General features: G+C 67.1%; 22 protein-coding genes. 12 read left to right on the forward strand and 10 right to left on the reverse strand.

Annotation, left to right across the window (positions count from 1 at the left end):
• Positions 1 to 64: 64 nt before the first annotated feature.
• Positions 65 to 1294, reverse strand: a complete 1230-nt coding sequence (locus K3A84_RS00655; protein WP_225007136.1) for a nitrate/nitrite transporter — start codon at positions 1292 to 1294, stop codon at positions 65 to 67.
• Between the two features lie 118 nt (positions 1295 to 1412).
• On the opposite strand from K3A84_RS00655, the gene K3A84_RS00660 reads away from it, so the two are divergent.
• Positions 1413 to 3104, forward strand: a complete 1692-nt coding sequence (locus tag K3A84_RS00660; RefSeq protein WP_225007137.1) for a bifunctional protein-serine/threonine kinase/phosphatase — start codon at positions 1413 to 1415, stop codon at positions 3102 to 3104.
• A 237-nt stretch (positions 3105 to 3341) separates the two neighbouring features.
• On the opposite strand, the gene K3A84_RS00665 is transcribed toward K3A84_RS00660, so the two are convergent.
• Positions 3342 to 4550, reverse strand: coding sequence for an ABC transporter substrate-binding protein (locus K3A84_RS00665; protein WP_225007138.1), 1209 nt, complete (start codon positions 4548 to 4550; stop codon positions 3342 to 3344).
• On the reverse strand, positions 4550 to 5128 hold the full coding sequence (locus tag K3A84_RS00670; RefSeq protein WP_225007139.1) for an ANTAR domain-containing response regulator: 579 nt from the start codon (positions 5126 to 5128) through the stop codon (positions 4550 to 4552). Before K3A84_RS00670 ends, K3A84_RS00665 begins: the two co-directional genes overlap by 1 nt.
• 60 nt (positions 5129 to 5188) lie before the next feature.
• Between K3A84_RS00670 and K3A84_RS00675 the strand changes: the two genes are divergently transcribed.
• Positions 5189 to 6154 (forward strand): hypothetical protein, encoded by a 966-nt coding sequence (locus K3A84_RS00675; protein ID WP_225007140.1) that lies wholly within the window; start codon positions 5189 to 5191, stop codon positions 6152 to 6154.
• Positions 6155 to 6159: 5 nt separating this feature from the next.
• Here the strand turns inward: K3A84_RS00675 and K3A84_RS00680 are convergent, their stop codons facing one another.
• Positions 6160 to 7038, reverse strand: a complete 879-nt coding sequence (locus K3A84_RS00680; RefSeq protein WP_225007141.1) for a LysR family transcriptional regulator — start codon at positions 7036 to 7038, stop codon at positions 6160 to 6162.
• Between the two features lie 100 nt (positions 7039 to 7138).
• On the opposite strand from K3A84_RS00680, the gene K3A84_RS00685 reads away from it, so the two are divergent.
• Genes K3A84_RS00685 through fdhD form a run of 8 tightly spaced genes read left to right on the forward strand, consistent with a single transcriptional unit; the run spans position 7139 to position 15358 of the window.
• On the forward strand, positions 7139 to 8251 hold the full coding sequence (locus K3A84_RS00685) for an S-(hydroxymethyl)glutathione dehydrogenase/class III alcohol dehydrogenase (protein WP_225007142.1): 1113 nt from the start codon (positions 7139 to 7141) through the stop codon (positions 8249 to 8251).
• A gap of 2 nt (positions 8252 to 8253) precedes the next feature.
• A complete protein-coding gene (gene fghA, locus K3A84_RS00690; protein ID WP_225007143.1) occupies positions 8254 to 9087 on the forward strand; it encodes an S-formylglutathione hydrolase in 834 nt (277 codons plus the stop codon).
• Between the two features lie 8 nt (positions 9088 to 9095).
• Positions 9096 to 9518: an NAD(P)H-dependent oxidoreductase subunit E gene (locus K3A84_RS00695; RefSeq protein WP_225007144.1), complete on the forward strand. Its 423-nt coding sequence runs from the start codon at positions 9096 to 9098 to the stop codon at positions 9516 to 9518.
• On the forward strand, positions 9515 to 11044 hold the full coding sequence (locus tag K3A84_RS00700) for an NADH-ubiquinone oxidoreductase-F iron-sulfur binding region domain-containing protein (RefSeq protein WP_225007145.1): 1530 nt from the start codon (positions 9515 to 9517) through the stop codon (positions 11042 to 11044). The genes K3A84_RS00695 and K3A84_RS00700 overlap by 4 nt, the downstream gene beginning before the upstream one ends.
• The gene (gene mobA, locus K3A84_RS00705; protein WP_225007146.1) at positions 11041 to 11571 is read left to right on the forward strand and encodes a molybdenum cofactor guanylyltransferase; all 531 of its coding nucleotides are present in this window, start codon (positions 11041 to 11043) and stop codon (positions 11569 to 11571) included. Before K3A84_RS00700 ends, mobA begins: the two co-directional genes overlap by 4 nt.
• A complete protein-coding gene (gene fdhF / locus K3A84_RS00710) occupies positions 11561 to 14392 on the forward strand; it encodes a formate dehydrogenase subunit alpha (RefSeq protein WP_225008103.1) in 2832 nt (943 codons plus the stop codon). The genes mobA and fdhF overlap by 11 nt, the downstream gene beginning before the upstream one ends.
• The gene (locus K3A84_RS00715) at positions 14389 to 14589 is read left to right on the forward strand and encodes a formate dehydrogenase subunit delta (protein WP_225007147.1); all 201 of its coding nucleotides are present in this window, start codon (positions 14389 to 14391) and stop codon (positions 14587 to 14589) included. Before fdhF ends, K3A84_RS00715 begins: the two co-directional genes overlap by 4 nt.
• Positions 14582 to 15358, forward strand: coding sequence for a formate dehydrogenase accessory sulfurtransferase FdhD (gene fdhD, locus K3A84_RS00720; RefSeq protein ID WP_225007148.1), 777 nt, complete (start codon positions 14582 to 14584; stop codon positions 15356 to 15358). Before K3A84_RS00715 ends, fdhD begins: the two co-directional genes overlap by 8 nt.
• Before the next feature lie 3 nt (positions 15359 to 15361).
• Here fdhD and K3A84_RS00725 read toward each other — a convergent pair whose 3' ends face one another.
• Complete coding sequence (locus tag K3A84_RS00725; RefSeq protein WP_225007149.1) at positions 15362 to 15784, reverse strand: PilZ domain-containing protein; 423 nt, start codon at positions 15782 to 15784, stop codon at positions 15362 to 15364.
• 185 nt (positions 15785 to 15969) lie between these two features.
• On the opposite strand from K3A84_RS00725, the gene K3A84_RS00730 reads away from it, so the two are divergent.
• Positions 15970 to 16203 (forward strand): hypothetical protein, encoded by a 234-nt coding sequence (locus K3A84_RS00730; protein WP_225007150.1) that lies wholly within the window; start codon positions 15970 to 15972, stop codon positions 16201 to 16203.
• 61 nt (positions 16204 to 16264) lie between these two features.
• Here K3A84_RS00730 and K3A84_RS00735 read toward each other — a convergent pair whose 3' ends face one another.
• Positions 16265 to 16975 (reverse strand): pirin family protein, encoded by a 711-nt coding sequence (locus tag K3A84_RS00735; RefSeq protein WP_225007151.1) that lies wholly within the window; start codon positions 16973 to 16975, stop codon positions 16265 to 16267.
• 132 nt (positions 16976 to 17107) lie between these two features.
• Here K3A84_RS00735 and K3A84_RS00740 point away from each other — a divergent pair, with 132 nt between their 5' ends.
• Positions 17108 to 18058, forward strand: a complete 951-nt coding sequence (locus K3A84_RS00740) for a LysR family transcriptional regulator (RefSeq protein WP_225008104.1) — start codon at positions 17108 to 17110, stop codon at positions 18056 to 18058.
• A 71-nt stretch (positions 18059 to 18129) separates the two neighbouring features.
• On the opposite strand, the gene K3A84_RS00745 is transcribed toward K3A84_RS00740, so the two are convergent.
• From K3A84_RS00745 to K3A84_RS00760, 4 genes are read right to left on the reverse strand one after another with little or no spacing between them, the layout of a single operon-like run.
• Positions 18130 to 18975 (reverse strand): hypothetical protein, encoded by an 846-nt coding sequence (locus K3A84_RS00745; RefSeq protein ID WP_225007152.1) that lies wholly within the window; start codon positions 18973 to 18975, stop codon positions 18130 to 18132.
• 58 nt (positions 18976 to 19033) lie between these two features.
• A complete protein-coding gene (locus K3A84_RS00750) occupies positions 19034 to 20620 on the reverse strand; it encodes an acyl-CoA dehydrogenase family protein (RefSeq protein WP_225007153.1) in 1587 nt (528 codons plus the stop codon).
• Positions 20620 to 21831 carry an acetyl-CoA C-acetyltransferase gene (locus tag K3A84_RS00755; protein WP_225007154.1) on the reverse strand — a complete coding sequence of 404 codons (1212 nt, stop codon included), beginning with the start codon at positions 21829 to 21831 and terminating at the stop codon, positions 20620 to 20622. Before K3A84_RS00755 ends, K3A84_RS00750 begins: the two co-directional genes overlap by 1 nt.
• Before the next feature lie 4 nt (positions 21832 to 21835).
• Positions 21836 to 23044, reverse strand: a complete 1209-nt coding sequence (locus K3A84_RS00760) for a CoA transferase (RefSeq protein WP_225007155.1) — start codon at positions 23042 to 23044, stop codon at positions 21836 to 21838.
• Positions 23045 to 23048 lie beyond the last annotated feature (4 nt).

The raw sequence follows: 23048 nt of genomic DNA on the forward strand, positions 1-23048 counted from the left end.
GGATTTTCCCTCATGATTGGGGCCGGGGCGGTATCGTGCCGCCCCGGTCACCCGGCAGGACAAATCAGATGCGGGCGCCCGAAAGGGCGGCGCCCCAGGTGGTCCGCCAGCGGCTCTTGACCGCGGTCAGCCCGGCGAGGGCGACGATGGCCAGTGCGGCGAAGATCATGAAGCCCAGCGAGGCGCTGCCTGTGGCCTTCTTGATCGCGCCGAGCGAGCTGGCGAGGTAGAACCCGCCTACGCCGCCGCCGAAGCCGACGAGCCCGGTCATCACGCCGATCTCCTTGCGGAAGCGCTGCGGCACCAGCTGGAACACCGCACCGTTGCCGACGCCCAGTGTGCCAATCACCGCCACGAACAGCGTCACGGCCACGGCGATCCCGCTGGTAGCGACCATCGCGATCACGGCCAGCAGCACGGCCGCCACGACATAGACCACGGTCAGCGTGCGGATGCCGCCGAAGCGGTCCGCCAGCGCGCCGCCCATCGGCCGCAACAGCGAGCCCATGAACACCGCCGCGGCCGTGCAATAGCCTGCGATCACAGGCGTCACGCCGAAGCTGTCGGCGTAGAAGGTCGGCAGCGAGCTGGACAGGCCGACGAACCCGCCGAAGGTCACGAAGTAGAACAGCATGAACCACCAGGCATCGGCTTCCTTGAGTACCGAGGCATAGGCCGACAGCGGCTTGGGCGCGGGCTGGTCGGGGCTGTCCTTGGCTGCGACCAGGTAGAACACGAAGACTGCGATCAAGGGGATCAGCGCGAAGCCGAACACGTTGGTCCAGCCATAGGCCTTGGCCAGCAGGGCTGCGAACAGCGATGCGAACACGGTGCCCGAATTGCCCATGCCGGCAATGCCCATGGCTTTGCCCTGGTGTTCGGGCGGATACCAGCGGCTGGCGAGCGGCAGCGAGACTGCGAAGCTTGCTCCGGCAAAGCCGAGGATCACGCCGAGCGCCAGCGTGCCTTCGTAGCTCGAAATGCCGAAGTGCCACGCCACCGCCAGCCCGGCGATGACGATCACCTGGCTGATCGTGCCGGTCAGCTTCGGCCCGATGCGATCGACCAGCAGCCCGTTAATCAGGCGGATGACGGCCCCGGCCAGCGTCGGGATGGCGACCATCATGCCCTTCTGCGCGGGGTCGAGGCCCAGCTCCTTGGAGATGATCGGCGCCAGCGGCCCGAGCAGCACCCAGACCATGAAGGCCATGTCGAAATAAAGGAATGCGGCCAGAAGCGTCGGGCTGTGCCCGGACTTCCAGAAGCTGGTGGACGTGGATCTGTCAGATGCCATTTGCGATCCTGGGGCAAGCGTGGCCATGGTTGGTCCTCCCTGCACTTGACGAGCGATGGGTTGAAGCGATCCTCACGCGGGCGGGCGACGTGCCCGTGCGCATGGGGTGCGAGCGGAAATGAAGAACGTGGGTGAACTGGTTGTTGCGGCGGGCTTTTTCAGCGCGACCGGGCCGCGTGCGGACAATCAGGATTTCGGCGGCGTCCATCTCGGCACCGCGACCGAGCGCGCGCGTCACGGCGTCGTCGCGGCGGTGGCCGATGGCGTCAGTGGCGGGCGCGAGGGGCGCGCTGCGGCGGAACTCGCCGTGCGCGCGCTGGTCGAGGGTTTCTACGCCATGCCCGAAACGTTGGGTCCGGCGCGCGCGATCCAGCAGCCGATGACCGCTTACAACCGCTGGCTCCACGCGCAGGGCCGGGGCGACAGCATGGCTAACAGCGGCGCGACCTTCACCGCGCTCGCGCTGCGGGGCCGACAGGCGCACGTCGCACACGTCGGCGACAGCCGCGCCTGGCGCTTTGCCGGAGGCAGGCTGACCTGCTTGACCACCGACCACGTCCGCCCGGAACCGGACCTCAACCACGTGCTGATCCGCGCGCTGGGGTTGGAAGCAGACTTGCGGCTCGATCACCTGACACTGGAGCTGGCTGAACTCGATCGCCTGCTGCTGACCACCGATGGCGTCCATGCCGTGCTGTCGCAGGCCCGCATCGCCGCAATCCTTGCCGAAAATGCCAGCGCCGAGGCGACCGCCGAACGTCTGGTCGAGGCCGCTCTGGCGGCGGGCGGGCGCGACAACGCCACCGCGCTGGTGCTTGATGTGGTCCGTCTGCCCGCACCCGATCACGAAGGCATTCTCGCGGGCGTATCCGCGCTGCCCTTCGCCGAACCGCCGCGCGTGGGCGAGGGGATCGACGGATTTCGCATCGACCGCGTGCTGAGCGAGGGCCGTCACGCGGTGCTGCTGGTCGCCACCGACCAGGAGAACGGCGAGCCCGTCGTGCTGAAATTCCCGCGTCGTGAAGTGCTGTCCGACCACACGCTGCGGCTGGCTTTCGCGCGCGAACTGCTGCTGTCGCGCCGCGTCTCCAGCCCCTTCGTGCTGGCCGCCCGCACCGTCCGTCCCGATCGGCAGAGCGCGCTCTACTCGGTCCTGCCGCTGCTGGAAGGGGAGAGCATGGCCGAACGGCTCGAACGCGGTGTGCCGCCGCTCGAAGAGGCGCGACAGGCGGCGATCAAGCTGGTGCGCGCGGTCGCCGCCATCCACAAGCTGGAAGTGGTCCACCGCGACATCAAGCCTGACAACGTCATGCTCACCGTCGATGGCGGGTTGAAGCTGATCGACCTCGGCGTCGCGCGCCTGCCGCGCGTCGAGGATTTCCATCCCGACGAGATCCCCGGAACGCCCGGCTACATGGCGCCCGAGCAATTCGAGGGCAACGCCGGCGATGCGCTGACCGACCAGTTCGCGCTGGGCGTCACGCTCTACCGCTGGTTCACCGGCCACTGGCCCTATGGCGAGCAGGAAGCTTTCCAGCGCCCGCGCTTCGGGGTTGCGCCGCCGCCCTCGCGCCATCGCCCGGACCTGCCGAGCTGGCTCGACGCTGCGATCCTCGCAGCGATCGCGCCGCGCCGCGAAGATCGTTTCGGCGATATCGTGGAACTGCTGCGCGCGCTCGAAAGCGGCGGGGCGCTGGGGCTTGCCGCCGCGCGTCGCCGCCCGCTGATCGAGCGCGACCCCGCGCTGTTCTGGAAGGGCACGAGCGCCGCGCTGGCGCTGGCGTTGATCGCCTTGCTCTTGCTGCGCTGATGCCCCGTTCCTCGTCACGCCGGATCGTCCCTGCCAGACGCGCAACGCAAAAAAGCCGCCTCGATCTGACCGGAAAGGGCCAGTTCGGGCGGCGACGTTGCCACGCGTAGTTGATGCTGTGCGAGGCGACCTTTGGTCGCACCCCATCGTCGGGGCGCGGCCGTCTCACGAGAAGGAAGCTAAGCGATTCGCGGGGGCGGCGTAAAGTTCTTTTTGCGATGCAGCATCAGGTCGGCGTCAGGGAAGGCGGGCAAGGTATCCTGCAAGGTCCGCCGGATCGAACACCCCACCATCAAAGAACTGGTTGCTTTCCAATGTCATGCGACCCTGCTGGGTGCCTACGACCGTGGTCCCGGCAAGGCTGCCTTCGACTTTCGAACTGGCCCCCGGAAGCGGTTCGGTGCTGCCGATGAGTGCGCTGCGGTAGACGTCGGGGCGGAACACCCGCGCGGCCTTCCGGGCCTCCTCAGAGTCGATCGTCCCATGTTCCCAGCGCACCATCTGCGTGTAGAGCCACTCGGCCTGGCTCACCCACGGGAAGTTTGCCGCCTCGCGGTACTGGAACATGAAATCGGGGAAAGGCACGATCTCCCCGCCGCGCGCCAGCAGCAGGCGATCGGAAATGGCGCGGCGGATCAGTACCGGATCGCCGTCGAGATATTCGCTCCGCGCGAGGATCGCGGCGTTCTCGTCCCAGTGCTCCGGATCGACGAAGTGCCGCGCGGCCCGTACCAGCGCCCGCACCAGCGCCTCGACGTCCTCGCGCCGCTCGAGGAGCAGGCGCTCCTTCATCGCCAGCACCTTTTCCACGCCGCGCCGCCAGATCTGCGCCGTCATCAGCACGATCTCGCCCGCGCCGCGTTCCACCGCAACGCTGTTCCACGGCTCGCCCACGCAGATCGCGTCGACTTCGCCCGCCTCCAGCGCGTCGGCGCAGAAAGGCGGGGCGACGGTCGTGATCTCGACATCGTGGTCGGGACGGATGCCACAGCCTGCCAGCCAGTAACGCAACATGTAGTTATGGCTGGAATGGCGATGCACGACGCCGAAGCGCAAGGGATTCCCGGCCTCGCGCCGCTCTTGCGCCACCACGCGCAAGGCCGCGCCCGCCGCCACCGGATCGGCAAGGTGGCCGGGCGTGGTCAGCCGCCGGGCAAGGTCGGGTCGCATCGTCACCGCATTGCCGTTCAGCCCCAGTACGAAGGGCACCGACAGCGGCTGTGCCGGGCGTCCCCGCCCCAGTGTGGTGGCGATGGCGAGCGGGGCGACCATGTGCGCGGCGTCGCTGTGGCCATAGAGCAGCCGGTCGAGCACGGTGGCCCAGCTCATGTCCTTGACCAGCCGCAGCGACAGCCCCTCGGCCTCGGCGAAACCGTGTTCGCGGGCCAGGATCGGCAGGCAGGCATCGACCAGCGGCAGGAAGCCGACGGTCAGTTCGCTCGACATCACTTGCCTCCCATCAACTGGTGCGCGGTGACTACCGCTTCGGCGATTTCGGCGATGCGCCGTCCCTGATTCATCGCGGTCCTGCGCAGTTCGGCATAGGCCTGCGGCTCGCTGAACCCGCGACTGTCCATCAGGATGCGCTTGGCCTTGTCGATCGCCTCGCGCTCGGCCAGCTGGCCCTTGGCTTCGGCAAGGTCGGCCTGAAGCCGGGCGAAGGCGTTGAAGCGCTTGACCGCGAGGTCGAGGATCGGGCGGATGCGGTGCGCGGCAAGGCCATCGACCACGTAGGACGACACGCCCGCGTCGATCGAAGCGGCAATGGCCTCGTCGTCGCTCTCGTCCACGAACATGGCGATGGGCCGGGCCAGCGCGCGGCTGACCGCGAAGTATTCCTCCAGCACGTCGCGCGAGGGATTGCCGAGGTCCATCAGCACGATGTCGGGATCGATTTCGGCGATGCGGGCGACTAGGGCGCGCCGCTCGGTGACGACGAACAGCTCGCAATCATCCAGCGCGGCCAGCCCTTCGCCGATGACGGCGGCGCGTGAGGCGCTTTCATCGACAATGGCGATCCGCATGCCTGTCTATTGCATTGCAACACGCAGCAATTGCAATGCCCTAAAGGACGAGCCGCCAGAATGGCGACAGACGTGCTGGACCCGGCGGGCGAGGAGCCTAGCGTGGCGGGCATGGTCCGTCTGCTGTGCCTGCTCGTCGCGCTGCTGCTCCCGGCCCTCGCCGCAGCGCGAGCGCTGCCTTCGCCGCTGCGCGGGGTCACGGTCGATGCGGTCGGCAATCTGCCCGCGCTGGTGGCTGCGGTTTCGGCGCATGGCGCAAGACCCACGGTGCGGATAGTGTTCGATCCGGGGACAACGGCAGCAGACTATGCCCCAGTAATCAAAGCCTTGTACCCCCATGCTTATATCATGGGTGAACTTGTCGACTCAACCGCTCTGCGCCGGATCACGCCTGCGCAGATCACCGCGCGGGCGCGGGCGTTCGCGCGGGCCTTTGGTGATCAGGTGGATCTATGGGAGATCGGCAACGAACTGAACGGGGCCTGGGCCGGGCGCAATCCCGACGAGATCAATGCCAAGGTGCTGGCTGCCCACCGCGTGATCGCAGGCGAATATCACCTGCGCACTGCGGTGACGCTGAACTACTGGGCCGGGCCCCAGTGCTATGAAAAAGGATGGGAGCCGACGCTGACTTTCGCGCAGGGGATGCCCGAGGAACTGCGCGCAGGGACCAACGTCCTGCTGCTGAGTGTCTACGAAACCGCGTGCAGCCCCGCGCAGCACCCCGGGGCAGCGGATCTTGCGCGCACGCTCACCCGATTGGGCAGGGTGTTCCCCAAAGCGCGGCTCGGTATCGGCGAAATCGGCGCGCAAGGTTTGGCCGATGGGCTCCTCGCCAATCCGACGCTCGCCGAAAAGACGCGGATCGCGCGTACCTACTACGCAATGCAACCCGAACTGCGACTGCGCGTCGGCAGCCGGTTCGTCGGCGGCTACTTCTGGTGGTACTACCGTCGGGACGCCGTGCCGAAGGACCGCAAGGGCTCGCTATGGCCCGAGCTGGATCGGCTGTTGACCGGCCTGTGACGCGCTCAGGCGATGAGCGCGGGCAAGCGTCGTTCGAGCAGGTCGATCAGGGCGCGCACCTTGGGCACGGTGAATCGGCGTTGGGGATAGACCGCCCAGACCGGCTCGGGCAGATCCTCGTAATCTTCCAGCAGGCGTACCAGCCGCCCGGCAGCTATCGCCTCGCGCACGTAGAAAGCCGGAAGCTGGCACAGCCCCATGCCGTTTTCCGCCGCGTGCATCACGGCATTTCCGCTATTGCAGCGCAAGCGCCCGGTGGGAACGAGGCTGGAGCGCTGGCCGTCTTCGCGGAAGTGCCAGTTGGTGCTGGTGCCGAGCAGGCATTCGTGCGCCACGAGTTCGGCGGGATGCGCCGGGGCCCCTGCGCGCGCGATGTAGGCAGGGGCGGCACAAACCAGCAGCGACCGCTCCGCCACCTGACGGGCGGCAAGGCGCGCGTCGAGCTGGTTCCCCGTGCGGATCGCAATGTCGAACCCTTCGCTGACAAGGTCGATCACGCGGTTGGTTGTCTCCAGATGCACGGACAGCCCCGGATGAGCGCGCAGGAACTCCTCGACCACCGGGGCCACGAACCGCTCGCCGATCGCCACGGACGACGTTAGCCGCACCTCGCCGCGCATCTCGCCCTGCGCGTGTACCAGTCGCAGGGTCTCGTCACGCTCCTCGATGATGCGGCGGAACTGCTCGACGATCGATCGCCCCGCGTCGGTCAGCGCGACCGAGCGCGTGGTGCGTTCGAACAGGCGCAGGCCCAAGCGCTCTTCCAGCCGGGCTACTGCCCGGCTTATCATCGACGTCGACTCGCCCAGACGGCGCGCGGCGGCGACGAAGCTGCCCGTGTCCGCTATCGCGACCACTTCATCCATCCCGTCCCAGCGCGACACCTTATTATCCCTAACCTGCAACATTGAAAATCGAATTTGGCGGTTTATCGCGGTAGGGCAGCAATGTTAAGCGCTTCGCCATTCCACGGAAAGGGTTCCCATGAAGACACGCGCCGCCGTCGCTTTTGCGCCCAAGCAGCCGCTCGAAATCGTCGATCTTGATCTCGATGGTCCGAAGGCGGGCGAGGTTCTGGTCGAGATCATGGCGACGGGCGTGTGCCACACCGACGCCTACACGCTCGATGGTTTCGATAGCGAGGGCATCTTCCCCTCTGTGCTGGGCCACGAAGGCGCAGGCGTGGTGCGCGAAGTCGGCGCCGGCGTGACCAGCGTGAAGCCCGGCGATCACGTGATCCCGCTCTACACCCCCGAATGCCGCCAGTGCAAAAGCTGCCTTTCGGGCAAGACCAACCTGTGCACCGCGATCCGCGCGACGCAGGGGCAGGGCCTGATGCCCGACGGCACGTCGCGCTTCAGCTACAAGGGCCAGACCATCTTCCACTACATGGGCTGCTCGACGTTCTCGAACTTCACCGTCCTGCCCGAAATCGCGGTCGCCAAGATCCGTGAGGACGCGCCCTTCCAGTCGAGCTGCTATATCGGTTGCGGCGTGACCACGGGCGTCGGCGCGGTGATCAACACCGCCAAGGTGCAGGTGGGCGACAACGTGGTCGTGTTCGGCCTCGGCGGCATCGGCCTCAACGTGATCCAGGGCGCGCGGCTTGCGGGTGCCAACAAGATCATCGGCGTCGACATCAACCCCGATCGCGAAGAATGGGGCCGCAGGTTCGGCATGACCGATTTCCTCAATTCGAAGGGCCTCAGCCGCGAGGACACCGTGGCGAAGATCGTCCAGCTGACCGATGGCGGCGCGGACTATACCTTCGACGCCACCGGAAACACCGAAGTCATGCGCACCGCGCTTGAAGCCTGCCACCGGGGCTGGGGCACCTCGATCATCATTGGCGTGGCCGAGGCGGGCAAGACCATCGAGACCCGTCCGTTCCAGCTCGTCACCGGCCGCAACTGGCGCGGCACCGCGTTCGGCGGGGCCAAGGGCCGCACCGACGTGCCCAAGATCGTCGACATGTACATGCAGGGCAAGATCGAGATCGACCCCATGATCACCCACGTCATGGGTCTCGAAGAGATCAACACCGCGTTCGACCTGATGCATGCGGGCAAGTCGATCCGCAGCGTGGTGGTCTTTTAAGCATGGAACAGGTCAGCGCCAACCGCAGCCATGGCGGCACGCAGAGCGTCCATACCCACCAGAGCGCGGTGACGGGCACGGCGATGACCTTCTCGGTCTTCGTGCCCGATCACGCGCCGGGCACGAAGCTGCCGGTGCTGTGGTATCTCTCGGGGCTGACCTGCACCCACGCCAACGTCACCGAAAAGGGCGAATTCCGCGCTGCCTGCGCCGAACACGGCGTGATCTTCGTCGCGCCCGATACAAGCCCGCGCGGCGATGACGTGCCCGACGATGAAGGCTACGATTTCGGCAAGGGGGCGGGCTTCTACGTCAACGCTCGCCAGGCGCCGTGGGCCGCGAACTTCCGGATGCGCGACTATATCGAGCAGGAACTGCCGGCGCTGATCGCCGCGCATTTCCCCGCTGACATGGCGCGCCAGGGCATCATCGGCCATTCGATGGGCGGCCATGGCGCGCTCACCATCGGCTTGCGCAACCCGCAGCGCTTCCGCTCGGTCAGCGCGTTTTCGCCCATCGTCAGCCCGCTGAACTGTCCGTGGGGCGAAAAGGCGCTGACCGGCTATCTCGGCCCCGACAAGGCGGCATGGCGCGAATATGACGCCTGCGCGCTGATCGACGACGGCGCGCGCCTGCCCGACCTGCTGGTCGATCAGGGGGAGGCCGACAGCTTTCTGGAAGGCCAGCTCAAGACCCACCTGCTGGTCGAAGCCTGCGAACGCGCGGGCCAGCCCGCGACGATCCGGATGCAGCCGGGCTATGACCATTCCTACTACTTCATCTCCACCTTCATGGCCGAGCATATTGGCTGGCACGCTGCCCGCCTGAAGGCGTAGAAGGCGGCATGGACGACGCAGCGCGCATCGCCGGGATCGTCGCGGCACATCGGGGCCGGGAAGGGCCGCTGCTGCCGATCCTGCACGATGTGCAGGCCGCGTTCGGCCACGTGTCCGAAGCGGCGATCCGCATCATCGCGCACGACCTGAACCTCAGCCGGGCCGAGGTCCACGGCGTGGTCAGTTTCTACCACGACTTCACCCCCGCCCCTGATCCACGCCCCGCGATCAAGCTGTGCCGGGCCGAGGCCTGCCAGGCGCGCGGTGCCGAAGCCCTGGTCTCCACACTGCCGGCGCAGGACAAGGTGCGGATCGAAACGGTCTATTGCCTGGGCCTGTGCAGCGTCGGCCCCAACGCCATGATCGATGGCCGGCCCCATGCAAGGCTCGATGCGGCAAGGCTGGCGGCGCTGGTGGACGGGCTGGCATGACAGTCGTGCGCATCAGCGACGATAGCCTCGCGATCGCCTGCGGGGCAGACGCGGTCGCGGCCGCCTTCGCCGCCGCCGGTTGCGCGGTCGAGCGCGTTTCCAGCTGGGGAATGCACTGGCTCGAGCCGCTGGCGGAGATCGACGGGCAGGGCTTCGGCCCGCTGACGGCAGCCGATGTCGCGGCGGTGCTAGCAGGCTCCAGCGACAAGGCGATCGGTCCGGTTGCCGAACACCCCTTCCTCGCCCGCCAGCAGCGCTTCACCTTCAGTCGCGCTGGCAAGACCCGCCCGCTAAGCCTTGAAGACTATGCCCAATCAGGCGGCTGGTCGGGGCTGCGCGCGGCCGACCTGATGACGCCTGAAGCGATCATCGAGGCGGTGACCGCGTCGGGCCTACGCGGGCGTGGCGGGGCCGGATTTCCCACTGGCATCAAGTGGAAGACGGTCGCGGACGCCGCATCGAACCCCAAGTACATCGTCTGCAATGCCGATGAAGGCGATAGTGGCACCTTCGCCGATCGCATGGTGATGGAGGGCGACCCCTTCATGCTGATCGAGGGCCTCGCGATCGCAGGCCTCGCGGTCGGTGCAGGCAGGGGCTACGTCTATATCCGCAGCGAATATCCGCACGCCATCGCGAAGATGCAGGCGGCTATAGCCGCCAGCGCGGACCTGATCGCCCCGTTCGAGATCGAGGTGCGCGTCGGCGCGGGCGCCTATGTCTGCGGTGAGGAAACCTCGCTGCTCAACAGCCTGGAAGGAAAGCGCGGCGAAGTGCGCGCCAAGCCGCCGTTGCCCGCGCTCGAAGGCTTGTTCGGCAAGCCCACCGTCGTCAACAACGTGCTGACGCTGGCCGCCGTGCCGTTCATCCTCGCCAATGGTCCGCAGGCCTACGCCGATGTCGGCTTTGGCCGTTCGCGCGGCACTATGCCGGTCCAGCTGGCAGGCAACATCCGCCACGGTGGCCTGTTCGAAACCGGCTTCGGCATCACACTGGGCGAGCTTGTCAACGAAATCGGCGGCGGCACCGCTTCGGGCCGCCCTGTGCGCGCGGTGCAGGTGGGCGGGCCGCTCGGCGCGTACCATCCGCCCTCGGACTTCGCGGTGCCGATCGACTACGAAAGCTTCGCCGCCGCCGATGGTCTGATCGGCCACGCCGGGATCACCGTGTTCGACGACAGCGCCGACATGGCCATGCAGGCGCGGTTTGCCATGGCGTTCTGCGCAGCGGAAAGCTGCGGCAAGTGTACGCCCTGCCGCATCGGCTCTACGCGCGGGGTCGAATTGATCGACCGTATCCGCGCAGGGGCAGGCCGCGCAGCGGACGCCGTGGAAACGCTGCCGCAGATGCGCAACGCCCGCAAGGCACCGCGGACCGTGGCGGAGGACGTCGCGCTGCTCGAAGACCTGTGCGAGACGATGAAGTTTGGCTCGCTCTGCGCGCTGGGCGGCTTCACCCCCTATCCGGTGCTGTCGGCGTTGAAGCACTGGCCGGAACACTTCGGCGTCATGGAGGCGGCGGAATGATCTTGGGCGCAATTCTGGCGGGTGGCCAATCGCGCCGTTTCGGCAGGGACAAGGCCTTGGCCGAGCTTGGCGGACAGACCTTGCTGGCGCGGGCGGTGGATGCGTTGGCGCCGCTGTGCGATGCGGTCGTTGTGGTGGGCCGTTCCGTAGCGCCTGCCCCCACGCTGCCCGACTGGCCGGGTCCCGGCATGGGGCCGTTGGGCGGGATCGCCGCCGCGCTCCACCACGCAACCGATGCCGGTTACGACGCCGTGCTGACATGCGCGGTCGACAGCGTCGGAGTGGGTGAGGGGCTGCTGGCCGACCTTTCGCCAGCGCCTGCCTATAGTGCCGACCAGCCGGTCATCGGCTTGTGGCCTGCAAGTGCGACGGCCATTCTCGACGCGCTGCTGGAAGGCGACGGTCGCCGTTCGATGCGCGTCTTCGCCGAAGCCATTGGCGCGCGTGCCGTGACGCTTTCTTGCCCGCCCGCCAATATCAATACGCTCGAAGACCTTGCCGCAGCCGAGCGTCGCCATGGGCTATGAACCCCAAGCCGATTTCGGCACCCCCGAAAGCCGTTCGAGCGAGCAGGTCAGCCTGACCATCGACGGGCGCAGCGTGACCGTTCCCGCCGGCACCAGCGTGATGCGCGCGGCGGTGCAAAGCGGCGGCTCGATACCCAGGCTGTGCGCGACCGACAGCGTCAAGGCGTTCGGCTCGTGCCGCTTGTGCCTCGTCGAGATCGACGGGATGCGGGGCACGCCTGCCAGCTGCACCACCCCGGTCGCGCCGGGGATGCATGTCCGCACCCAGACGCCGCGCCTCGAAAAGCTGCGGCGCGAGGTGATGGAACTGTACATCTCCGACCACCCGCTCGATTGCCTGACGTGCAGCGCCAACAACGACTGCGAATTGCAGGATGCCGCCGCGCAGGTGGGCCTGCGCGACGTGCGCTTCGGCTATGAAGGCGCGAACCATCTTGCCGCCCCGGCCGATGCTTCCAACCCCTATTTCGACTTCGATCCGTCGAAGTGCATCGCCTGTTCGCGCTGCGTGCGCGCGTGCGACGAAGTGCAGGGCACGCTGGCGCTGACCATCGACGGTCGTGGCTTTGCCAGCAAGGTTAGCGCAGGCAGCGCCTCGGACGATTTTCTTGGCTCCGAATGCGTCTCTTGCGGGGCCTGCGTGCAGGCCTGCCCGACCGCCACCTTGCAGGAAAAGGCGGTCAAGGAGATCGGTAAGCCCGAACGCAGCGTGATCACCACTTGCGCCTATTGCGGCGTCGGCTGCACCTTCCGCGCCGAGATGCGCGGTGAACAGCTGGTGCGCATGGTGCCGTGGAAGGACGGCAAGGCCAATCGCGGCCACTCCTGCGTCAAAGGCCGCTTCGCCTGGGGCTACGCCAACCACGCCGACCGCATCACCACGCCGATGATCCGCGAACGCATCGACCAGCCATGGCGCGAGGCCAGCTGGGAAGAGGCGCTGGCCCACGCCGCTTCCGAACTGAAACGCATCGGCGCGAAGTACGGTCGCAATGCGCTGGGCGGCATCACCTCCAGCCGCTGCACCAACGAGGAGACGTTCCTCGTGCAGAAGCTGGTGCGCACCGGCTTTGGCACCAACAACGTCGATACCTGCGCCCGCGTCTGCCATTCGCCCACCGGCTACGGCCTGAAGCAGACCTTCGGCACCAGCGCGGGTACACAGGATTTCGACAGCGTCGAACACAGCGACGTGATCCTGGTTATCGGTGCGAATCCAACCGATGGGCACCCGGTCTTCGCAAGTCGCATGAAGAAACGCCTGCGTGAAGGGGGCAGGCTGATCGTCATCGACCCTCGCCGCATCGACCTCGTGCGCAGCCCGCACATCGAGGCCGCCCACCACCTGCCGCTGCGCCCTGGCACCAACGTTGCGGTGCTGACCGCGATGGCGCACGTGATCGTCACCGAAGGCCTCGCCGACGAAGGTTTCGTGCGCGAACGCTGCGACTTCGACGAATACCGACACTGGGCCGATTTCGTTGCCGACGAACGCCACAGCCCCGAAACGCTCGCACCCGTCACGGGCGTCGATCCGCAAGACCTGCGCGCTGCTGCGCGCCTGTTCGCCACCGGCGGCAACGGCGCGATCTACTATGGCCTTGGCGTTACGGAGCATAGCCAAGGCTCGTCCACGGTCATGGCCATCGCCAACCTTGCCATGGCGACAGGCAACATCGGCCGCGCCGGCGTCGGGGTGAATCCCTTGCGCGGGCAGAACAACGTGCAGGGCGCCTGCGACATGGGCAGCTTCCCGCACGAACTGTCGGGCTATCGCCACGTCTCGGACGCTGCCACCCGCGCGCTGTTCGAGGCTGAGTGGGGCACGCCCATCGATCCCGAGCCGGGCCTGCGTATCCCCAACATGCTGGATGCTGCCGTCGATGGCACGTTCAAGGCGATCTATATCCAAGGCGAGGACATCCTCCAGTCCGATCCCAACACCCGCCACGTCGCCGCCGGTCTCGCAGCGATGGAATGCGTCATCGTCCACGACCTTTTCCTAAACGAAACAGCGAATTACGCGCATATTTTCCTGCCCGGTAGCACCTTCCTCGAAAAGGATGGCACCTTCACCAATGCCGAACGGCGCATCCAACTGGTGCGCAAGGTGATGGAGCCGCTGAACGGCTATGCCGACTGGGAAGTGACGCAGGAGCTCGCCCGCGCGATGGGGCTCGACTGGAACTACAGCCATCCGGCCGAGGTCATGGACGAGATCGCGCGCCTCACGCCCACGTTCGCTGGCGTCAGCCACGCCCGCCTCGACGTGGAAGGGTCGCTGCAATGGCCGGTCAACGAAGCGGCCCCCCACGGCACCCCGATCATGCACGTCGACGGATTCGTGCGCGGTCGCGGCAAGTTCGTCGTTACCGAATACGTGCCTACCGATGAGCGCACCGGCCCGCGCTTTCCGCTGCTGCTGACCACGGGCCGCATCCTCAGCCAGTACAACGTCGGCGCACAGACACGTCGCACCGCGAACGTCGTTTGGCATGAGGAAGACCGGCTGGAGATCCACCCTTCCGATGCCGAGAACCGCGGCGTCGTGACCGGCGACTGGGTGCGCCTCGCCAGCCGCGCCGGGGAAACCACGCTGCGCGCGCTGGTGACCGACCGCGTTGCGCCGGGCGTGGTCTACACCACGTTCCACCACCCGTACACGCAAGCCAACGTCATCACCACCGACAATTCGGACTGGGCCACCAACTGCCCCGAATACAAGGTGACGGCGGTGCAGGTCACGCCCTCCAACGGCCCCAGCGAATGGCAGCGCGACTATGCCTTGCAGGCAAGCCGCGCGCGGCAGGTGGCGCCGTGAGTGGCACCGACCATCTCGTCCGCATGGCCGAGCAGATCGCCGCCAACCTTGCCACCGCGCCCGACCCGGCAGGCGAGACCGCGCAGCACATCGCCAAATTCTGGACTCCGGTCATGATCGCCGACCTCGCCGGCGCAAAGGCCCGCCTGGGCCCGGTCGCCGCCGCCGCGCTGGATCAGTTGCGCGCCCATGGGTGAAGGCGCGCGTCCGCATCGCTTCGTCGAACACTTTGCCGATGGCCGCGCGCCGGGCCTGCGCGAGCGTCCGCTCGCGATTGAAGCGCCCATTGCGCTCGACATCAATGGCGTCGCCTATGCGGTAATGATGGCTACGCCGACCGACCTTGATGACTACGCGCTTGGTTTCTGCCTGTCGGAACAGTTGGTACAACGCCCCGCGCAGTTCCGCTCGGTCGAACCCGTCGCGCTCGACAACGGCGGCTGGATTGCGCGCATCGACATCGAAACCGCCAGCTCCCTGCTCGAACGCGCCCGGCTGCGCCTGTCCGAAGGCAGTTGCGGCCTGTGCGGGATCGAGAGCCTGGAACAGGTGCTGCGTCCGCTTCCGCCGGTCACCGCCCGGCTCGACCTGACCGACGCCGCCCTGTTCCGCGCGGTGCAGGCGCTGCCCGATCACCAGAAGCTGGGGCGCGAGACCCGCGCGGTCCACGCCGCCGCCTTCTGCTCGCCCGATGGGGAGATCCTGACGCTGCGCGAGGACGTCGGCCGCCACAACGCCTTCGACAAGCTGATCGGCGCGCTCGCGCGGGAAGGGCGCTCGCCCGCCACCGGCTTCGTGCTGCTTTCCGCCCGGTGCAGCTATGAACTGGTGCAGAAGGCGGTGCTGGCGGGCGTCCCGGCGCTGGTGACGCTCTCGGCGGCCTCGACGCTGGCGGTGGACCGCGCCCGCGCGCACGGCCTTGCGTTGTTCACGCTGGCCCGCGACGACAGCGTGCTGGAAAGCTAGAGCCTAGACCCGGCGCAGCGTGGTCGGATCGACGCGCGGCGTGTAGACCTTGTGCCGCGCTTCGACTTCCCACGAGGAGTCGGTCGAAGGGGTCGTGATACGGCGCTGCAACGCGCCTTCGATCACTGCGATGTCGAGATCCTGATCCAGCGCGACTCCGAACGCCTGGCCCTTCACCCAACGGACGACGCCGTGCGCGGCAACCTCGCCGGGCAGGTGGATGGTGACATGCTCGCCCTTCATCGGCGCGAGGCTGCGGCAGGTTGCGCCAAGGCCGCAGGTCGAAAGGTTGCGTACGATCACGTCCCGCTGCTCGCCATCGGGCAGAGCCAGCATGGCACGAATGATGCGCGCACTGCGCACGGCGCGGGTTGCGCCGCCTTGAGGCGCCAAGCCATCCCCCGAGTCACCCATCGCCGTCGACATGTCCGATCCTCGCGCGGGAGCGTCCCGCCAGCTGTTGCAATAATCCACCGGAATGGACCTGAAAACAACAGAATATCATTAAGATACGGTAACTTGGGGAAAAAGCGCGTCGTTTCGGAACGTTGGACGGTCTGGATCGTTTGTGCGGCACAGCCGCTCATATGCCTCACCCGGAAAGAATACCCATGGCCTGGACCTATCGCATCGTCGACCACGGACAGCATTTCGTCCTTCACGAAGTCGAACTTGATGAAGACGGAGCGGTGCGAGGCTGGGTGCGCAAGGCGATCGATTTCGCCTGCGACCACGATCTTGGCGCGCGCGGCATTATCGCGTCGCTGGAAGAAGCCCTGGCCGAAGCCCGCCGCGCGCCCGTGCTGAAGCTGGGTGACGACGGCGCGCTCCTGCCCGCGGCCTGACGGCCCTTTCCCCTCCCGCAAGCGGGAAGGGGTGGGGGGCCTGGCAGGGCAGTGACCGGGCTCAGGCCGCGTCCACGAGCACGATCTCGCTTTCCTCCAGAGCCGTCACGCGCAACACGTCGAGGCCCTCGATCGCCACGCCATCGCGGGCATTGGCGGTCACGTCCTCGATCCGCACCTTGCCGGTAGCGGGGACGAGGTAGCCCTTGCGCGCCGCGCCCAGCGGATATTCCGCCGTGTCACCAGCCTTGAGCGTCGCCGCGACGACGCGGGCGTCGGTGCGGATCGGCAGGGCATCGCCATCGCCTTCGTAACCGGAAGCCAGGGTCACGAACTGGCCGGTGCGCTCGCCCTTGGGAAACGGGCGCGAGCCCCAGCTCGGTTCCTCTCCCTCGCGGGTGGGGATGATCCAGATCTGGAAGATCCGCGTGACGCTGTCTTCCATGTTGTATTCCGAATGGCGGATGCCGGTGCCTGCGCTCATCACCTGCACGTCGCCCGCTTGCGTGCGGCCCTTGTTACCCAGGCTGTCCTGATGCGTGATCGCGCCTTCGCGCACATAGGTGATGATCTCCATGTCGCGGTGGGGGTGCGGCGGAAAGCCGGTGCGGGGGGCGATGGTGTCGTCGTTCCACACGCGCAGGTTGCCCCAGTGCACGCGCGCCGGGTCATGATAACCTGCGAACGAGAAGTGGTGCTTGGCGTCGAGCCAGCCGTGGTTTTCACCGCCAAGGCTGGCGAAGGGGCGCAGTTCGATCCTGGGTTCGGTCATGGCTGTATCTCCTGTTGCAGCGCGGAGCGATTGCTTCCGCCGCTGCTGATGAACGCCAGATAGGGCTTGCGCACCTTTCTGTTCAGAGGGATAAATTGCACTGAAACGTTCGAATGAATGGAACGCATCCCCATGGCCAGTCCCGGCACACCGACCTTCGATCAACTCCGCATCTTCCTTGCCATCGTCGATACGGGCAGCTTCGCGGCGGCCGGTCGGAAGCTCAACCGTGCCGTATCGGTCATCAGCTACGGCGTGGCGAACCTTGAGGCGCAACTGGGGCTCAGCCTGTTCGATCGCGAAGGCACGCGCAAGCCTACGCTCACCGTCGCCGGCCGCGCGCTGCTCGCCGAGGCTCGCTCGATCGCCGAGGGGATGGATGGGTTGCGCGCCAAGGTGAAGGGCATGCTCGACGGGCTGGAGGCAGAGATCGACGTTGCCGTTGACGTGATGGTACCGCCAGATCGCCTGGGCAAGGTGCTGCGCGCCTTCGCGCAAGAATTCCCGACCGTTCAATTGCGCCTGCATGTCGAGGCATTGGGTGCGGTCACGGCTATGGTGCTCGACGGCAAGGCGATCGTGGGCGTGTCCGGCCCGATCACCGATGGGGTGGAGCGCGTGGCCGCAGGCTCGACGCTGATGGTGCCCGTCGCTGCGCCCGATCATCCGCTCGCGCGCATGGACCCGATCCCGCCCGGCGCGGGCCGCGATTACACCCAGCTCGTCCTGTCGGACCGTTCGCGCTTCACCGAGGGCCGAGACTTCGCCGTGGTCAGCCCCAAGACCTGGCGCCTGGCTGATCTTTCCGCCAAGCACGCGCTGCTCAGGGAAGGCATCGGTTGGGGCAACATGCCCTGGCCAATGATAGAGGGGGACCTGCAATCAGGCGCGCTCGTGCGGCTGGCGATGCCTGATAGCACCGAAGGGGTCTACGGCTTCTGGGGCATCTGGCGCCGCGATCAGCCACCTGGCCCCGCCGCGCAATGGCTGCTCGACCAGTTCGTTGCCTCGGCCGCGCTATGCCCGAAAGTGGGCGAAGCCGCCAATGTGCTGAATGCCATTCCGACGATCGGGGCAGGGTAACCTCTGCAAGCAACCGGATCGCCTCGGGGACCCACCACGATCGCGCACCACGCTGGCGTGCGCAGAGCCGCTCAGGCCACCTGAGCGCTTGCGTCCATCACCTGCCGCCCGTCGCGGGCGAAGGCCCCCAGCGCCAGCGTCTCGCCGTCATGCCGCAGCGCCAGATGCAGAGTCTCGCCACAGATCGCGGGTGACGTCCCGCGAAAGGCGAAGTGCGCCAGCGCGTTTTCGCCGAGCTCCCGCCGGGCCAGATCGAGCAGCAGCGTCGCCGTCAGCGGCCCATGCACCACCAGCCCGCGATAGCCTTCCTCGCCGGTGGCATAAGGCAGGTCGTAATGGATGCGGTGGCTGTTGAAGGTCAGCGCCGAAAAGCGGAACAGCAGCGGCGCCGATGGCGTCAGCGTGCGCACCGCGTCCCAGGCGCTCGCATCGAAATGCCCATCCCCCGGCGGTGGCGGGGCAGGGGGTGCATCGGCGGGCGCGGCTGCGCGATAGACCAGCGACTGTACCTCACGCACGGCTGCAATGCCGTTCGCCCGCGTCTCATGTTCCACGTCAACAAAGACCAGCAACCCGCTGCCGCCGGTCTTTTCCTTGATCGAAACCACCCGGCTGACGCGCTCGATCGCGGCATCACGCGGCAGGGGCTTGAGGAAATCGACCTTGCTCGAAGCCCACATCCGGCGCGGCAGCGGCACGGGCGGCAGGAAGCTGTCCGGGCTTTCATCGCGCAGGGGATGGCCATCTTCGCCCAGCCCGGATGTCGGCGCATCGGGCAGGCACAGGCACCAGTGCACACCCTGCGGCACGGCTTCGCCGAAAGGCCGATCCAGCGTCGCGCACCAGCGCGTAAGTAGCCCATCGGAAACTGCGTCAAACCGCCGCTCCTCGCGCCCGATCCACGCGTCGAAGCTCACCGGTTCCTCCCGTGAAAGCGGAGGAGGACAATGCGAAGCATGGTGGAGGGACAATGGTTCAATTCCGCCCTCCGACCAGTCCACGCGCGATCACTTGCGCCTGAATCTCCGCTGCGCCTTCGAAGATGTTGAGAATGCGCGCATCGCACAGCACGCGGCTGATCTCGTATTCCAGCGCATAGCCATTGCCGCCGTGGATCTGCAGCGCGGCATCGGCATTCGACCAAGCCACGCGTGCGGCCAGCAGCTTGGCCATGCCCGCTTCGATGTCGCAGCGCTTGCCCAGGTCCTTGGCGCGGGCCGCGTCATAGGTCAGCTCGCGCGCGACGACGAAATCGACGAGGCTCATCGCCAGCTTGTCCGCCACGCGCGGGAAGTGGACGATCGCCTTGCCGAACTGCTTGCGGTTCAGCGCGTAGTCGAGGCCCAGTTCCAGCGCGCGGCGCGCCACGCCCACCGCGCGCGCGGCGGTCTGGATGCGCGCGCCTTCGAAGGTGCGCATCAACTGCTTGAAACCCTGACCTTCTTCGCCGCCCAGCAGGGCGTCTTCGGGTGCGGTCATGCCATCGAACTGCAGCGCATATTCGCGCATTCCGCGATAGCCCAGCACCTCGATCTCGCTGCCAGTCATGCCGGATGCTGGGAACGGTTCGGCCTCTGTTCCGCGCGGCTTGGGTACCAGCAGCATCGAAAGGCCGGCATAGCCCCTGGCATCGGGTAGGGTGCGCGCCAGCAGCGTCATCAGGTCGCTGCGGCTGGCATGGGTGATCCAGGTCTTGGCCCCGTCGATCACCCACTGTCCGTTTTCGCGCCGAGCGCGGGTCTGGAGCGAGCCGAGGTCCGAGCCGACATCGGGTTCGGTGAACACGGCTGTCGGCAGGATCTCGCCGCTGGCGATTTTCGGCAGCCAGTACGCCTTCTGCGCCTCGGTCCCGCCGCCCGCAATCAGTTCGCCCGCGATTTCCGAGCGGGTGCCCAGCGATCCCGCGCCGATCCAGCCGCGCGACAGTTCCTCGGTGACAAGGCACATCACCAGCTTGTTGAGGCCAAGGCCGCCGTAGCCTTCGGGGATGCACACGCCGAAGGTGCCGAGGTCGGCCATCGCCTGCACCGTGGCGTCGGGGATCAGGTCATTGGCGAGGTGCCACTTGTGCGCATGGGGCAGGATCTCGCTGTCGGTGAAGCGGCGATACTGGTCGCGGATCGTATCGAGATCAGCGTCGTGGAAGCTCTCGCTCGGCCAGTGCCCTTCGGCCAGCTTCTGCGCCAGTTCGGTGCGCGTTGCGGCATGGTCGGTGTCGTTCAGGTGCCTGTAGGTGTCGTTCAGGTCACGCGCGGCATCGGCCAGATCGAGGTCGCCGGGACGGAAAATCTCGTTCTGTCCCATGGGTATACCGCCAAGAAGCTGCGCCCCCAGCTCGGCAAATGCAAGTTTCGCCACGAGCGCATCGACCGGGTCGGAACCGCCGTTGCGCGCCGCCCAGCCGGCGACGGCTTCCAGCGCCGCTACAGTCGTGGCGACCCACGCGAAACCGTGGCCTGCGCGCTGTTCCTCGTCGATCTTGCGGCTTTCCAGCCGCTTGCCCAGCGCGGCCTGTGCAGCGGCGCGATAGGCGCGGGCGGCTTCGAGTTCCTTCGTGTACATCACGCCCTCTCGAACACCGCGGCGATGCCCTGACCGCCACCAATGCACATGGTTTCAATGCCATAGCGGCCATTCCTGCGAACCAGCTCGCGGGTCAGGTTGGCCAGGATACGCCCGCCGGTCGCCCCGATCGGGTGGCCGAGCGAAATGCCCGAACCGTTGACGTTGAGGATGTCGTGGCGGCTGTCGTCCTTCGACCAGCCCCAACCCTTGAGGCAGGCGAGGACTTGCGGTGCAAACGCTTCATTAAGTTCGACCAAGTCGATGTCTTTCCACGACAATCGGGTGCGCGCGAACAGGCGCTCGACCGCTGGCACGGGGCCGATGCCCATGCGGCTCGGCTCGCAACCTGCGGCTGCCCACGAATGGAACCACGCGATCGGTTCGAGGCCCAGTTCCTCCAGCTTGTCCTCGGCGACGAGCAGGCAGGCTGCCGCGGCGTCGTTCTGCTGGCTGGCGTTGCCCGCCGTGACGACACCGCCTTCGAGCGCCTTCAGCGCGCCGAGAGATTCCATCGTTGCATCAGGGCGATAGCCTTCGTCGTGATCAAACAGCTTGGGGTCGCCCTTGCGCTGCGGGACGGGCACGGCGACGAGTTCGTCGGCGAACAGGCCCTTTTCCCACGCGGCGGTGGCGCGCTGGTGCGAACGCACGGCGTAGGCGTCGGCATCCTCGCGCGTGATGTCGTAATCCTTGGCAAGGTTTTCAGCGGTTTCGATCATGCCTGTGATGACGCCGAAGCGTTCGACCGGCTGCGACATCACGCGGCCACGCGTCAGGCGGTCGTGGATGGTGAGATTGCCCATGCGCACGCCCTTGCGCAGATCGGTGGTGTAGTGTTCGACGTTGGACATCGATTCCACGCCGCCCGCGACCACCACGTCGGCAGCCCCGGTCTGGATCATCATCGCGGCGTTGACCACGGCTTGCAGGCCCGAGCCGCAGCGGCGGTCGACCAGATAGCCCGGCACTTCGAGCGGCAGCCCGGCAGCGAGCCAGGCCCAGTGGCCGATGGCGGGCGCTTCGCCGCTGCCGTAGCCTTGGGCGAAGATCACGTCGTCGACACGGGCGGGGTCGATCTTGGTGCGCTCCATCAGCGCCTTGAGGATCACGGCGCCGAGCTGTCCGGCGTTCATGCTGGAAAGCGAGCCGCCGAACTTGCCGACGGCGGTGCGGATGGGGGCGACGATGGCGACGCGGCGCAGGGTCATGGACTTATTCTCCGGTTCGTCCGACGCCGACAATGCCGGTGTCGATCAGGCGGGCGATCTCGCCCGAGGACAGCTTGAGGCGGGTGCTGAGGATTTCCTCGCTGTGCTGGCCGTTCAATGGGGCAGGGCGAGGTTCGCCCCGTTCCAGGCCCGGCAGCGTGGCAAAGGCTCCGGCGGCGGGATAGGCGCAGCCGCTGGGGTTGGCGCTCTGGCCGAAGATCGGGTTGTCATCGACCAGAGCCGGATCGCGCGCGGCATCGAGCATCGTGCGATACGCCGAATGGACGATTCCGGCTGCGTCGAACGCAGCGGAAAGGTCGGCGTGACTGCGCGCGCCGATGGCGGCTTCAAACAGCGGGAACAGCGCGTCGCGGTGATCGAAGCGCAACCCGTCATCCTTGGCGAACGAGACGCCGCGCTGGGCTTCGATCGCGGCGACGGCGGATTCCATCCCCAAGGTTTTCAACAGGTTTGCCCACTGGCGGTGGGTGACGACGACGATCATCGTGCGCACGCCATCGGCGGTGACGAAATCGCGCCCGAACAGGCCGTAAACGGTGTTGCCCATGCGCGGGCGGTTCTGGCCGCCGACGAGCACTTCGGCCAGACTGCCGAGATTGGCGACGGTGCCGATGGCGATGTCGGACAGCGGCAGGCGCACTTCGCCGCCCTGTCCGGTGGCATCGCGGCGGCGCAGCGCGGCGAGCAGCGCGAAAGCGGCATAGGCGCCGGTGAGCAGGTCCCACGCGGGCAGGACGTGGTTGACCGGCTCCGGGCCCGGCCCGGTCAGCATGGGATAGCCGACCGCGTTGTTGACGGTGTAGTCAAGCGCAGGGCTGCCATCGGCCCAGCCCATGACGCGCACGGTGATCAGGTCGGCACGTTCGCGGGCGAGCAGGTCATGCGCCAGGAAGCCCTCGGCGGGGAAGTTGGTGATGAACTGGCCGGTCGCCCGCACCAACGCCTGCAGCAGTTCGCGCCCTTCCGGCTTGCCGAGATCGAGCGCGACCGACTTCTTGGCGCGGTTGAGGTTCTCCCAGTAGAGCGAATCTCCCGAAGGCCCCAATGGCCAGCGCTTGAAGTCCGGCCCGCCGCCGATCTGGTCGACGCGGATCACTTCTGCACCCATCTGCGCGCAGTAAAGTCCGGCGGTGGGCGAGGCGACGAACGACGACGCCTCGACCACCGACAATCCGTTCAGGAGATCGTACAAGGGC

It is taken from the genome of Novosphingobium percolationis, from assembly GCF_020179425.1.
Taxonomy (GTDB): Bacteria; Pseudomonadota; Alphaproteobacteria; order Sphingomonadales; family Sphingomonadaceae; genus Novosphingobium; species Novosphingobium percolationis.

What these genes read in the sequence shown, in the direction of transcription:
- K3A84_RS00655 (WP_225007136.1), bottom strand. Translation starts at nt 1,294, where the DNA reads ATGGCATCTGACAGATCCACGTCCACCAGCTTCTGGAAGTCCGGGCAC.
- K3A84_RS00660 (WP_225007137.1), top strand. Translation starts at nt 1,413, where the DNA reads ATGAAGAACGTGGGTGAACTGGTTGTTGCGGCGGGCTTTTTCAGCGCG.
- K3A84_RS00665 (WP_225007138.1), bottom strand. Translation starts at nt 4,550, where the DNA reads ATGTCGAGCGAACTGACCGTCGGCTTCCTGCCGCTGGTCGATGCCTGC.
- K3A84_RS00670 (WP_225007139.1), bottom strand. Translation starts at nt 5,128, where the DNA reads ATGCGGATCGCCATTGTCGATGAAAGCGCCTCACGCGCCGCCGTCATC.
- K3A84_RS00675 (WP_225007140.1), top strand. Translation starts at nt 5,189, where the DNA reads ATGGCGACAGACGTGCTGGACCCGGCGGGCGAGGAGCCTAGCGTGGCG.
- K3A84_RS00685 (WP_225007142.1), top strand. Translation starts at nt 7,139, where the DNA reads ATGAAGACACGCGCCGCCGTCGCTTTTGCGCCCAAGCAGCCGCTCGAA.
- fghA (WP_225007143.1), top strand. Translation starts at nt 8,254, where the DNA reads ATGGAACAGGTCAGCGCCAACCGCAGCCATGGCGGCACGCAGAGCGTC.
- K3A84_RS00695 (WP_225007144.1), top strand. Translation starts at nt 9,096, where the DNA reads ATGGACGACGCAGCGCGCATCGCCGGGATCGTCGCGGCACATCGGGGC.
- K3A84_RS00700 (WP_225007145.1), top strand. Translation starts at nt 9,515, where the DNA reads ATGACAGTCGTGCGCATCAGCGACGATAGCCTCGCGATCGCCTGCGGG.
- mobA (WP_225007146.1), top strand. Translation starts at nt 11,041, where the DNA reads ATGATCTTGGGCGCAATTCTGGCGGGTGGCCAATCGCGCCGTTTCGGC.
- fdhF (WP_225008103.1), top strand. Translation starts at nt 11,561, where the DNA reads ATGGGCTATGAACCCCAAGCCGATTTCGGCACCCCCGAAAGCCGTTCG.
- fdhD (WP_225007148.1), top strand. Translation starts at nt 14,582, where the DNA reads ATGGGTGAAGGCGCGCGTCCGCATCGCTTCGTCGAACACTTTGCCGAT.
- K3A84_RS00725 (WP_225007149.1), bottom strand. Translation starts at nt 15,784, where the DNA reads ATGTCGACGGCGATGGGTGACTCGGGGGATGGCTTGGCGCCTCAAGGC.
- K3A84_RS00730 (WP_225007150.1), top strand. Translation starts at nt 15,970, where the DNA reads ATGGCCTGGACCTATCGCATCGTCGACCACGGACAGCATTTCGTCCTT.
- K3A84_RS00735 (WP_225007151.1), bottom strand. Translation starts at nt 16,975, where the DNA reads ATGACCGAACCCAGGATCGAACTGCGCCCCTTCGCCAGCCTTGGCGGT.
- K3A84_RS00740 (WP_225008104.1), top strand. Translation starts at nt 17,108, where the DNA reads ATGGCCAGTCCCGGCACACCGACCTTCGATCAACTCCGCATCTTCCTT.
- K3A84_RS00750 (WP_225007153.1), bottom strand. Translation starts at nt 20,620, where the DNA reads ATGTACACGAAGGAACTCGAAGCCGCCCGCGCCTATCGCGCCGCTGCA.
- K3A84_RS00755 (WP_225007154.1), bottom strand. Translation starts at nt 21,831, where the DNA reads ATGACCCTGCGCCGCGTCGCCATCGTCGCCCCCATCCGCACCGCCGTC.